We start from the raw sequence: 12,269 nt of genomic DNA, 5'->3' as shown, positions 1-12,269 counted from the left end.
GTGGGTAAGATAAAGATTATTGTTGTTGATGATTCGGCTTTTATGAGAAAGGCCATATCAGATATGATAGAATCAGAAAGTAATTTTGAAGTTATAGCTAAATTTAGAGATGGAAGAGAATTGGTTGAGAAGGTAGAGAAGTACAATCCGGACCTTATCACATTAGATGTACATATGAGGGATTTAGATGGACTTGCAACTCTTAAAGAATTAAAAAGACTTGGGAAAAATTATCCTGTAATAATGCTTAGTAGTTCAACGACAGAAGGATCGGAACTAACTTTAGAATGTTTAGATAATGGTGCTATTAGCTTTATAACTAAGCCATCAGGAAGTATTTCGCTAGATATAGCAAAAGTTAAAAATAACTTAATAGAACAAATAAAGAGTATAACCAGCAATGTTAATCCTAGAAAGAAGTTAACAAGTTTAGAAACTAATAAAAATAACCAAATAACTAATAATGAGATTGGTTTAAATAATCCCAATATAATAAAAGAAAAAACTATACATAGGGTAAGCAGTATACCTAAAAATAAAAAAATAGATGCAGTTGTAATTGGAGCATCTACTGGAGGTCCTAAGGCTCTTCAGGAAGTATTAACCAAATTACCTGAAAATTTAGGGGTACCGGTTTTTGTAGTTCAGCACATGCCAGAAGGATTTACAAAAGTATTTTCTGAAAGATTAGATAAAGCTTGCAAGATGAAAGTGGTTGAAGCGGCAGAAGGTATGAGAATTAGTAATGATACCATATATATTGCCAAGGGTGGTCAACATATGACTGTGGGTTCAAATAATTTAATTCACTTAAATGAAGAGCCGCCTATATGGGGAGTGAGACCAGCAGTTGACAAGTTATTTAATTCTGCTATAAAAGTGTACAGAGGAAATTTAATATCTGTAATTCTTACAGGAATGGGCAGAGACGGTGCTGATGGGACTGCAAACATAAAAGATAATGGTGGTATAACAATTTCAGAGGATAAATCTACATGTACAATTTATGGTATGCCAAAGGCTGCATTTGAAACTGGAAAAGTAGATTTAGTGGCTCCACTTAATGAAATAGCTGAAAATATAGTAAAAATAATTAAACAGTTATAGGAGGAAATATGGATTTTAATGAATTTCACAAATGGGTTCATAAAGAGTTGGGTATAAATTTATCAGCATATAAGCCAGAACAGCTAAATAGAAGAATAAACAGCTTAATGACAAGAGTTGGTATAAAAACATTAGATGAATATTCCAAGTCTATAAAAAGTAATCCAGAGCAAAGACAAAAGTTTCTAGATTTCATAACAATAAACGTAACAGAATTTTTTAGAAATCCAGAATTATTTACTGATTTAGAAAAACAAATTGCAAAGGAGTTACTACCAAATAATTCAAGTCTTAAAATTTGGAGTGCAGCTTGTTCAATAGGCTGTGAACCATATTCATTAGGAATAATATTGGATAAGTTAGCGCCAAATGGAAGACATAATATAATAGCTACAGATATAGATGATACTATACTTTCTAGAGCAAAGCTTGGAGAATATACTCAAAATGAAATGAAAGGTGTAAATAATACAGATTTAAGTAAATATTTTAAAGTAAGGGACGATAAATATTATGTAGAGTCTAAAATTAAGAATATGGTAACTTTTAAGAAACATGATTTGATTTTAGACAGATATGATACTGGCTTTGATTTAATTGTTTGTAGAAATGTAGTTATTTATTTTAATAATGATGTTAAACAGGAAATTTATAAAAAATTCAGTAACTCATTAAAAAAGGGTGGGCTTTTATTTGTAGGAGCTACAGAGAGCATTTATAATTATAGAGACTATGGATTTGAAAAAGCGTCAACCTTTATTTATAAAAAGATATAGAGGAGGAGTAAGGATGGATACATCTCAATATATGTCAATGTTTTTAGAGGAGTCATTAGAAAATTTACAAACATTGAACGAATCACTATTAGATTTAGAACAAAATCCAGATGATACAGATAAGGTTAATGAAATATTTAGAGTTGCTCACACAATTAAGGGAATGGCAGCGACTATGGGATTTACTGATTTAGCAGAGCTTACCCATAAGATGGAAGATGTATTAGCTGAATTCAGAGAAGGAAAACTAAAAGTAACTCAGGATGTAGTGACAGTATTGTTCGATTGTCTTGATACATTAGAAAAGATGGTTGACAATGTTCAAGAAGGTTCTGAGGAAAAAATAGATATAGATGGAATAATGAAAGCTTTAGCTGACATAAAAGAAAATGGAAACAAGAGTAACGCAGAAGAGGAAACGCAAGCTAGTGAAATTAAGTCAGAAGATGAAAGTAAAATGATATCAGGTGATGAATTTGATTTAGATTTAAATCAATATGATACATCTGTTATTAGACAAGCTAGAGAAAAAGGATTTAACTCTATTGAATTAAAAGTAACATTAAGTGAAAACACTTTATTAAAATCAGCAAGAGCATTTTTAATAGTTAAAGATCTTGAAGATCACGGAGAAATATTAAAATCAGACCCATCAACTCAAGAAATTGAAAATGAAGAGTTTGATTTTGAATTGAAATTTATCTTAGTAACTAAAAATACTGTAGATGAAATATTAACTGTTGTAAATGGAATTTCAGAAGTTGCAAAAGTTGAAGCTTCTTTAATAGAATTAGAAATTTCAGATATAGCTCCAAAAGAAGCAGAAGTAAAAGAAGTGCCACAGCTACCAGAGCTACCGGTTATAGAAAAGGCTCCAGTAGAAAAGCCAGCTGAAGCAAAAGTTGAGACAAAGCAACCAGCTGCTAAAAAGTCCACTCAAAAGAAAGAAGTTAAGAAAGCACATCAATCAGTAAGAGTTGACTTAGAGAGAATAGATAATTTAATGAATATGGTTTCTGAGCTTGTAATTTATAGAACTAGATTAGAACAAATCGTAAATGTTCATAAATCACAAGAGTTAAATGAAACATTGGAACAAGTAGGAAGAACAACATCTGATCTTCAAGATTTGGTTATGAAGATTAGAATGCTTCCATTAGATACAGTATTCAATAGATTCCCAAGAATGATAAGGGATATATCAGTAGAATTAAATAAGGAAATTAACTTTGTTATAGAAGGTGCGGATACTGAACTTGATAGAACTGTTATTGATGAAATAGGTGAACCATTAATACACTTATTAAGAAACGCAGCGGATCATGGTATAGAGTCTGCTGAAAAGAGAATTGCACAAGGCAAGCCTCCAGTTGGAACAGTAAAGTTGGTTGCTTATCAAGAAGGCACTAAAGCATTAATAAAGGTATCAGATGATGGTGCAGGAATAAATCTTGAAAGAGTAAAAGCTAAAGCAGAGCAAAAGGGAATAAACACAGAAGGATTATCAGATAGTGATATTAAGAACTTGATTTTCGCTCAAGGATTTAGTACTAATGAAGTTGTAACAGATATCTCAGGAAGAGGAGTTGGAATGGATGTTGTTAAAACAAAAATTGCAGCACTCGGTGGTACTGTAGATCTACTAAGTGAAGAAGGTAAAGGTTCAACTTTTGTAATTAAGCTTCCACTTACATTACAAATAATACAAGCTTTACTTGTAAAGGTAGGAGAGGAAACATTAGCAATATCATTAGGATTTATTGATAGAGTAATTGACTATAAAGAGGAAAATATAAAGAAAAGTAATGGAAAAGAAGTTATTATTTATAGAGAAAATGTAATTCCATTAGTAAGATTAAATGAAACTTTAGATATAGAGGCTAGTAATACTGATAAGAAATTTGTTATAATAGTTAATGTAGGTGATAAAACTATAGGTTTATTAGTCGATTCATTACTTGGGCAACAAGAAATAGTTATAAAACCACTCGGAAAAACATTAAAGAATTTAGATCAGTATATTGGTGCGACTATACTTGGTAATGGTTTAGTAACGCTGATACTAGATGTAGGGGCATTATTATAAAGTGAAATTTTTAAGTAAGATTTTTAAATCTAATTAAAATTAGTTTGACTTATAATTCCATAAAAATGAGCAAAAGGCTAAAGGTTTGGAGTGGACAAGATATATTATTATTGTTATGTTATAACAGCAATAATAATATATAAATGTGAGATGATTGGCCCTTTAGGGTGAAAAATTTTAAAGGAGGGTTATAAGTGGAGTATTCTAATTTAAGCACTTTGCAATTAGATGCACTTAAAGAAGTTTCTAACATAGGTGCAGGTAATGCAGCAACTGCTCTTTCTATGATGATGGGAAAAAAAGTAGATATGACAGTACCAGCAGTAAACGTAGTAAGACTAGAAGAAGTATTTCAAGAAAGTGGAGAATGTGCTGTAGCTGGAACAGTTGTAAGAGTGCTGGGCGATATTTCAGGAAATATGCTTTTAGTATTCGAACAGGAAACAGCTGAAAATGTAATAAAAAAATTAGTTGGAAGTAAGCAGTCTCCAGAAAGTGAAATGGGAAGTTCTGTATTATGCGAGATAGCAAATATAATATCAGCATCATATATGAATGCTATTGCACAGTTAACTAATCTTGTTATGGCACCATCAGTGCCTGCAACTTCATTTGATATGTTAGGTGCAATACTCACAACTACATTTATTGAGTCCAATCAATATGATGAATATATACTAGATATTGAAACTGTATTCTTAGACAGTGATACAGAAGAGAATATAGGAGGACATTTTTATTATATCCCTATGCCGGGTTCGTTAGAGAAAATATTGAAATCTATAGGAATAAATTAAATTTTGGAGGTAAAATTGTATGGCTAGAGTTTTAATTGTGGATGATGCAGCGTTCATGAGAATGATGATAAAGGATATCTTAGAAAAAAATGATTTTGAAATAGTAGGTGAAGCAAATAACGGGATAGTTGCAGTAGACCTTTATAAAAAAGAAAAACCAGACGTAGTAACAATGGATATAACTATGCCAGATATGGATGGAATTGAAGCAGTTAAACAAATAAAAGCATTTGATCCAGATGCTAAAGTAATCATGTGTTCAGCAATGGGACAACAATCAATGGTTATGGATGCAATAAGAGCCGGAGCAAAAGACTTTATAGTAAAGCCATTCCAAGCGGATAGAGTTTTAGAAGCTATAAAGAAAGTTGTAGGTTAATATAAAAGCAATAATACAAGAAATGAATTATAACAGGCTATAAATAAATCTTTGCAAATTTTAAAGAAATTTTAATTTAAGTGTCAATTATCAATGGTTGATTGTATATTATTGTAGAGGAGGAGTATGAATGCAAATAGTAGTATTCAAACTAGGAGAAGAACATTTTGCAGTAGAAACAGATAGAGTCCAAAGTATCAATGATACTATGGGGATTACAAAAGTTCCTAAGGCTCCGAGTTATATTAAAGGATTAATAAATTTACGTGGGAGCATTAAATCTCTTGTTGACATAAATTTATTACTTGATGTAACTCCTGGAAAAGAACAAAATAATATAATTATTTTAACAGTAGAAGATGAAGAAATTGGAATATCAGTGGATGAGGTTGAAGAAGTTTTAGATATAGACGAGAAAAATATACAGAAAATAGAAAAAGATGCAGGTAAAGCACAGCCTTACATTAAGGGCATATTAAATTATGACGAAAAACTTCTTACAATAATAGATATCGACAAATTATTAAATTAGTTTATTGAAATGAGGGAAAAATATGGCAGATGTCTTATCACAAAGTGAAATAGATGCCTTATTGTCTGCCTTATCTACAGGTGAATTAGAGTCAGAAGATGTTGGTAAAGATGAAGAAAAACATAAAGTTAAACTTTATGATTTTAGGAGTCCTCAAAAATTTTCAAAAGAGCATATAAGGACACTTGAATTAATTCATGATAATTATGCAAGAATTATTTCCAACTATTTAACGGGTCAGACTAGGCAAAATGTTAAGGTGAAAATAGAATCTGTAGAGCAGATAACATATGAGGAATTTATTCATTCTGTGCAAAACCCTACCATTATTACAATATTTAAAATGGCTCCATTATCAGGGACAATAATATTTGAAACTAATCCTCAATTTTCTCTTCAAGTAATAGACGTTTTGCTTGGGGGAAAGGGAAATAGAAAAGCTGAAACAAAAGAATTTACAGATATAGACAAGAATATAATGCGACAAGTAACTACCGGAATGATAAGTAATTTAAAATTAGCATGGGATTCGGTATTAGAAGTTGAGCCAGAAGTAGAAGCAATCGAAACTAATCCGGCAATCAATCAAACACTAGCACCTAATGATCCTGTGGCATTAATAACATTTTCAGTAGAAATGAATAAGAGAAGCACATTTATTAATATGTGTCTTCCTTATTTAAGTGTAGAGAAAATATTAGATAAATTAGTAGTACAATATGCATTTAAGAATGATAATGAAGCATCGATGGCTGAATCGAGAGAAAAATTAGAAAAAGGAATCAATAAAGTTGATGTCGAAATTATAGCGGAACTTGGAACTGCTAATATAACAGTAGATGATTTCTTGAAACTAACAGTAGGTGATGTAATTAAACTTGATAATAAGAGTTCATCACCAATAAAAGTATATGTAGGTAATGAAGAATGTTATTATGCTAAGCCGGGTGTAGTAGGAAAGAATGCAGGTGTTATGATTTTAGATATAACGGATAAGGAAGTGAATGGGTATGGGCAATAACTTTTTATCACAAGAAGAAATAAATGCGTTATTAGCAGGTGAAGATTTAGCTTCTACTGGAGCTGAAAGTGCAGATACGTCAGCTGGCGATAATAAAATAGATACCGAAGCTATAAGTGATATTGATAAGGATCTGCTTGGAGAGATCGGAAATATTTCCATGGGATCGGCTTCAACTGCCTTATATCAGCTTATAAATCAGCAAGTTAACATAACTACTCCGGTAGTTAGTGTAACTACGTTGAAAGAAATAAAAGAAGGCTTTGAAACACCAAATATTGTTCTAGATATTGAATATATTGCAGGGATAATAGGAAGAAATATTTTAATTATAAAAACATTAGATGGTTTAGTTATATCTAACCTTATGATGGGCGGAGATGGAAATGTTACTGAAACGCATGATTTGTCTGAAATAGAAATTAGTGCAGTTTCAGAAGCTATGAACCAAATGATAGGCTCTGCAGCTACATCAATGGCTACTATGTTTGGAAGAAAAGTTGACATATCACCACCAAGTGCCAAAATTGTAGTTGATGGATCTATACCGATTTCTGACGCAATACCAGAAGATCAACCAATAGTAAGAGTATCATTTAGAATGACTATTGGAGATATTGTAGATAGTAATATAATGCAGATATTTCCAATAGAGACAGCTAAAAATATTGTTGCAATAATGACTGGGGAAGATAAAGAAAAAGAAGTGGCGGCATCAGAACCAGAAAAAGATAATAAAAAAGATGCAATTGTAAATAAGGAAATATATGAGCAACCAGCTCAAGTTCAACAACAGCCACAACAACAATATCAACCAGAACCTCAATATCAGCAGCAATATCAACAACCACAATATGAGCAGCCAAGAATGCAACAGCCGGTAGAAGTTCATGCAGCAACATTTGAACCGTTAGTACCGCAAAATAGCGTTCCGCCAATAAAGAATATTGACTTAATATTAGATGTTCCTTTAGATATATCTGTAGTTCTAGGAAGAACAAAGAAAAGTATACAGGATATTTTAAATTTAGGAACAGGTTCTTTAATAGAGTTAGATAAACTTGCAGAAGAACCAGTTGAAATATTAGTTAATGGAAAACAAATAGCTTTAGGTGAAGTTGTTGTAGTTGATGAAAACTTTGGAATAAGAATAACAAATATAGTAAGTAGTGTTGAAAGAATAAAGAGATTAAAATAAAAACTCCCGAGAGGGAGTTTTTATTTTTGGATATAGATAAACATTATTAAATTTAGAATTATGTGATAATACGCCGAAAGAAGAAACATTGTTATTTCACAGGACTATGAAAATTTCGCTGAAAGTGCTAAATTACAGATTGCACCACTAATGCTTGCTCCCAATTTTATTGTGACAAGCATTAGTGGAACAACCTACAATTAAGAACTTTTTACAGCTCATTTTCAAATGCCTGCTGCATAAAAATGTTTCTGCTTTCTAGTTGAAATATATTTTACAATATAAATCTATCCTATAATTGGTTTATCTACATCACTTTGAAAATTAAACATATGAAGTAAAATTGCCAAAATCCAATACACTTGTATTCCTCAGGAATATGAAAATTTTGATGGGTGATTCTAAGATCACAAGTTGCATCCAAGATGCTAGCATCAAAGGCGAGCGCTCACAGAGAAATCTCGAAGAACGAAATGTAAAATTTCGATTCTCACTTTTTGAACTAGCATACTTGGAATAGTCTAAAGGAAACTCGATTCACTTCGTTCGCTGAGTAATTTCAATTGACTAAATCATAGATTTGGAATTTCAATTAAGAATCAGAGCCATCAAATTCCTAATGAAACATTCCATAAAAGCATAAGTCTTATTTCTAGTTGGAATATATTTCATAGTATGAATCTAGTTTATAATTGGTTTATCTGCATCACTTTGAAAACTAAGCATATGAGGTAAAATTGCCAAAATCCAATACACTTGTATTCCTCAGGAATATGAAAGTTTTGATGCGAGGTTCTAATTAAGTCAAATCAATAATTTGAGTATCTATGCATTAAAAATAATAGTAGAACTAATATAAAATTATGATATAATTAATTTACTTACTAATAAATATGTGAGGTGAGAAAGTGGAGGATAAAGTTTTAGATATCCTTGAAAGGCTTGAACTAAGATTTACATCAATGGAAAATAAAATTGGTGGAATAGAAACTAAAATTAGTGGAATCGAAGAAGATGTTAAAGTACTTAAACAAGATGTTAGAGAGCTTAAAGAAGGTCAAGAGAGAATTGAGAAGAAATTGGAATCAACACATGAACAAGTGGAAAGAACTGCGGAAGATATAACAAGCATAAAGCATGATCTAAATAGTGTTGAAATGATAACATCTAAAAATTGGTATGATATAGCTAGAATAAAAGCAATTAAATAATAGTGTGATTTAAAAAATTAAATCTGCTTAGTGTTATATGGCACTGAGCTTTTTTTGCGTTTGAATAATTACCCGCAACCTAGTTATAAAATTATAATTTAATAAAAAAAATTTTTCTTAGAACCCTTTATATATTTCTTTTTTTGCGTATATATTAATTGGAAGGATAAATATGCCCCGATAAAAAGAGTAGCTATGCACTACTGAAAAGAGCAGCTATGCTGCAATACGGAACATTTCTACAATGCGGAACTTTTTAAGTGTAAGAAAACTTTTGTGAATTAATTTATTAATATATATGAAAGGGATTGATGAATATGAGAGAAAGAAAATATGTTAAATTTAGAGTTGATATGTATGAGGATACAAAATTTAAAATAATAGATAGGATGCCTAAGAGGGATCTTATTCACTATGTTTGGAATAGGATAGTTGTTTTAGCTGGAAAGGTAAATCAAGAGGGAGAACTATATATGTCAAGAAATATTCCATATACAGTAGAGACTTTGTCGATAGAATTTAATAGAGAGATCAGTGAAGTAAAAGCTGCATTAGATGTTCTAATGAATTTGGAAATGATCGAAATCGTAGATAATAATATATACAAGGTGAAAAATTTCGTAAAGCATCAAAATATCAAAGTCAAAGAAAAAAATGAAATTGTGAAAAAATATAGTGAGATTGACCATTCGAAAAGTAGTAAAATAGAAGCTACTGAGGAGGAGTTAAAAAATATAAATGGTATTGAAATAGAAAGCAATAGTGAAATTGCGGAAAACTTAAGAAATAGTAAAATAGATAGAGATATTGAAACTCCAGAAAGTTTAAATAAGGGTGTAATGTTTAAAGAAGAAAAGGTTGATGTTTATAATGGAGTTAATAATGAAAATAATATAAGAACAAACCAAGATAAAGACGAGAAAAATAATATTAGTAAACATAACAATTCTCCTGTAATTTTAGAAATGAAGAAAAGTCAAAATACAGATAAAAAGAATAAAAGAGCAAGGAAGAAGAAAATTAGAGATGATATCGTTGAAACTAATGAAAATGATGAATTTAGTAATGTAGCTGAAGAAGAAAAAGAGATATTCTGTTGGTTAACTGAAGACGAGATGATTCCTAAGGAGGGAGAAAAAGTAATATTGGAAATGTCATTTTAATTAGTGAAAATGTCTATAATAATATATAATTACATTAAGATGCTCTAAAAAACAATTTAGAATACTTATAAAATATTAAACGAAACTTATTATAATTTAAAAGTTATAAATAGTGAATATAAAATTAAATAAGGTATAAAAAATTGAAAGAAAGGAGAAGGTGGTTTAAGTGAGAAAAACTATACAAATAGGAACATCTGATTTTAAAAAGCTAATAGAAGGAAAAAATTATTTCGTAGATAAAAGCTTATTAATAAAAGAATTCATAGAAAATAGTGCTGATATAATATTAACTCCAAGGCCAAGGCGCTTTGGTAAAACTTTAAATTTAAGTATGCTGAGATATTTTTTTGATATAAGAACTAAGAATGAAACTAAAGATCTGTTTAAGGACTTAAAAATAGAGAATGAAAAAGAAATAATGAAGCTTCAAGGAGAATATCCAGTAATTTTTATTACATTTAAAAATCAAAAACATTTGTCTTATGATGACTTTAAAATTGGAATTCAAATGCTGCTATCTAATTTGTATAAGGAACATGAGTATTTATTAGAAAGTAATAATTTATCAGAGTTTGATAAAGCGGATTTTAAAGAGATAATATCCAGAAAGGCACCAGTTGGAATTTTTTCGGAAGCTATAAGTAATTTGATGATGTATATGAATAAACATTATGGAAAAAAAGTAATGCTATTCATAGATGAATATGATGTACCAATCCAAGAGGCATATCTTGATAAAGGAAACCCGACTCACATTCGTTCGCTGGGTACGTTCGAGGAACCAAATGCAAGATTTGGACTCTCACAGCATGATAATATGATTGCTTTAATTAGAAATTTACTAACATCAGCCCTTAAAGATAATCCATATGTTGAAAAATCATTGATAACAGGAATACTTAGGGTTGTAAAAGAAAGCATTTTTTCAGGCTTAAATAATTTAGAAGTAAATACTCTTTTAAGAAAAACTTTTAACGACAAATTCGGCTTTACTAAAAATGAAATTAGAGAATTGCTAAGTTATTATAAATGTGAAGATGATATGCAGAATATAAAAAAATGGTATAACGGCTATATTTTTGGTGGAGAAGTTATATATAATCCATGGTCTGTTTTAAATTATTTAAAAAATACTAGAGAAGGCTTTATGCCTTATTGGATTAATAGCAGTAGCAATGATCTAATTAAAAGATTATTGCTAAAAGGTGATAATAATATAAAGCTTGAACTTGAAGAACTCATAGAAGGGAATTCAATAAATAAAAAGATTGATGACAGTATAGTAATGGCAGAGGTCGAGGATTCAAATGAGAATATTTGGAGTTTTTTATTGATGAGTGGGTATTTAAAAGCGGTAAAAACTGAAAATATAGAAGGAATTTTAAATTGTGAGCTTAAAATTCCAAATAAAGAAGTTCTAATTTTTTATAGAAACTTGATTGAGAAATGGTTTAAAGAAGCTTTAACAAATCAGAAATACGAGTTAATGTTAAATACCTTGATAACTGGTAATATAAAAATTTTTGCAGGATTATTTAAAGAATTTGTGATAAATAACTTGAGTTATTTTGATATATCCGGTAAAGAGCCGGAAAGAGTTTATAATGCTTTTGTTCTTGGAATGCTTGTGTCTCTTTCAAATGAGTATGAAGTAAAGTCAAATAAAGAAAGTGGATATGGCAGGTATGACGTTATGATAATTCCAAAAGATATTTCAAAAATAGGAATTATAATTGAATTTAAAAAAATCGATTACTTCTTGGATGATACTATAGAAGAAGCAACCAAAGAAGCTTTAAGGCAAATAGAAGAAAAAAATTATGCTCAGGAATTGTTCCAAAAAGAAGTAAAGAATATAATAAAGCTTGCTATTGTATTTAAAGGAAAAGAGGTTAGAGTTACTCAAGGAGAGAATTTGGATTATTGACAAGGTGAAAGCTAAAATAAGAGAATTTATATAGATAAATGATAAGTTAGTAATTTGAAGATATTTAGG

General features: G+C 30.1%; 11 protein-coding genes. All 11 read left to right on the top strand.

Features of this window, described 5'->3' with window-relative positions; all coding sequences use genetic code 11:
• A complete protein-coding gene (locus PZA12_RS21165; protein ID WP_103697585.1) occupies positions 1-1,107 on the top strand; it encodes a protein-glutamate methylesterase/protein-glutamine glutaminase in 1,107 nt (368 codons plus the stop codon).
• A gap of 8 nt (positions 1,108-1,115) precedes the next feature.
• A complete protein-coding gene (locus tag PZA12_RS21160; RefSeq protein ID WP_023973520.1) occupies positions 1,116-1,883 on the top strand; it encodes a CheR family methyltransferase in 768 nt (255 codons plus the stop codon).
• A gap of 13 nt (positions 1,884-1,896) precedes the next feature.
• A complete protein-coding gene (locus PZA12_RS21155; RefSeq protein WP_103697584.1) occupies positions 1,897-3,969 on the top strand; it encodes a chemotaxis protein CheA in 2,073 nt (690 codons plus the stop codon).
• A 194-nt stretch (positions 3,970-4,163) separates the two neighbouring features.
• A complete protein-coding gene (locus tag PZA12_RS21150) occupies positions 4,164-4,766 on the top strand; it encodes a chemotaxis protein CheC (RefSeq protein ID WP_077840531.1) in 603 nt (200 codons plus the stop codon).
• A gap of 19 nt (positions 4,767-4,785) precedes the next feature.
• On the top strand, positions 4,786-5,145 hold the full coding sequence (locus PZA12_RS21145) for a response regulator (protein WP_017211295.1): 360 nt from the start codon (positions 4,786-4,788) through the stop codon (positions 5,143-5,145).
• 130 nt (positions 5,146-5,275) lie between these two features.
• On the top strand, positions 5,276-5,677 hold the full coding sequence (locus PZA12_RS21140; RefSeq protein ID WP_017211296.1) for a chemotaxis protein CheW: 402 nt from the start codon (positions 5,276-5,278) through the stop codon (positions 5,675-5,677).
• 22 nt (positions 5,678-5,699) lie between these two features.
• On the top strand, positions 5,700-6,698 hold the full coding sequence (gene fliM, locus PZA12_RS21135) for a flagellar motor switch protein FliM (RefSeq protein ID WP_103697583.1): 999 nt from the start codon (positions 5,700-5,702) through the stop codon (positions 6,696-6,698).
• Complete coding sequence (fliY, locus tag PZA12_RS21130) at positions 6,682-7,896, top strand: flagellar motor switch phosphatase FliY (protein WP_173715031.1); 1,215 nt, start codon at positions 6,682-6,684, stop codon at positions 7,894-7,896. Before fliM ends, fliY begins: the two co-directional genes overlap by 17 nt.
• A gap of 908 nt (positions 7,897-8,804) precedes the next feature.
• A complete protein-coding gene (locus tag PZA12_RS21125) occupies positions 8,805-9,107 on the top strand; it encodes a hypothetical protein (RefSeq protein WP_103697582.1) in 303 nt (100 codons plus the stop codon).
• Positions 9,108-9,418: 311 nt separating this feature from the next.
• On the top strand, positions 9,419-10,270 hold the full coding sequence (locus tag PZA12_RS21120) for a phage replisome organizer N-terminal domain-containing protein (protein ID WP_103697581.1): 852 nt from the start codon (positions 9,419-9,421) through the stop codon (positions 10,268-10,270).
• Positions 10,271-10,439: 169 nt separating this feature from the next.
• Positions 10,440-12,200, top strand: coding sequence for an AAA family ATPase (locus PZA12_RS21115; RefSeq protein ID WP_103697580.1), 1,761 nt, complete (start codon positions 10,440-10,442; stop codon positions 12,198-12,200).
• Positions 12,201-12,269 lie beyond the last annotated feature (69 nt).

The organism is Clostridium beijerinckii (genome assembly GCF_036699995.1).
GTDB lineage: Bacteria > Bacillota > Clostridia > Clostridiales > Clostridiaceae > Clostridium > Clostridium helianthi.
This window is presented reverse-complemented; position numbering and strand designations above follow the sequence as displayed.

Bases quoted from the DNA above. Each gene is read 5' to 3' on its own strand.
- PZA12_RS21120 (WP_103697581.1), top strand. From the start codon at position 9,419: ATGAATATGAGAGAAAGAAAATATGTTAAATTTAGAGTTGATATGTAT.
- PZA12_RS21160 (WP_023973520.1), top strand. From the start codon at position 1,116: ATGGATTTTAATGAATTTCACAAATGGGTTCATAAAGAGTTGGGTATA.
- PZA12_RS21145 (WP_017211295.1), top strand. From the start codon at position 4,786: ATGGCTAGAGTTTTAATTGTGGATGATGCAGCGTTCATGAGAATGATG.
- fliM (WP_103697583.1), top strand. From the start codon at position 5,700: ATGGCAGATGTCTTATCACAAAGTGAAATAGATGCCTTATTGTCTGCC.
- fliY (WP_173715031.1), top strand. From the start codon at position 6,682: ATGGGTATGGGCAATAACTTTTTATCACAAGAAGAAATAAATGCGTTA.
- PZA12_RS21155 (WP_103697584.1), top strand. From the start codon at position 1,897: ATGGATACATCTCAATATATGTCAATGTTTTTAGAGGAGTCATTAGAA.
- PZA12_RS21140 (WP_017211296.1), top strand. From the start codon at position 5,276: ATGCAAATAGTAGTATTCAAACTAGGAGAAGAACATTTTGCAGTAGAA.